The 229-nt window shown below is 76.0% G+C and carries 1 protein-coding gene; it reads right to left on the reverse strand.

Going from position 1 to position 229, the window contains the following annotated elements:
* Positions 1-229 (reverse strand): hypothetical protein (locus tag KVT14_RS21970; protein WP_217617446.1); only part of this gene is annotated, 229 nt, incomplete at both ends.

Below are 229 nucleotides of genomic sequence, written 5' to 3' on the forward strand. Positions count from 1 at the left end.
GTGACCTTCACCGGCGCGCGGGTGCTGCGGGCGACCACGGCGGGCCGCGAGGGCACGAACACCTCGGTGTACTGGGGCGCGCCCACCGAGGCGGTGCGCGGCTCGGAGCCGAGCGCCAGGCCGAGCACCACCGGCGAGCGCCCGATGACCCGGTCGCCCTCCTGGAACTCGACCGTCCTGGACGGGACCCAGGTGCCCTCGACCCGGACCTGCGAGACCAGCAGCGTCG

Source organism: Cellulomonas sp. GbtcB1, from assembly GCF_019091725.1.
Taxonomy (GTDB): Bacteria; Actinomycetota; Actinomycetes; order Actinomycetales; family Cellulomonadaceae; genus Cellulomonas.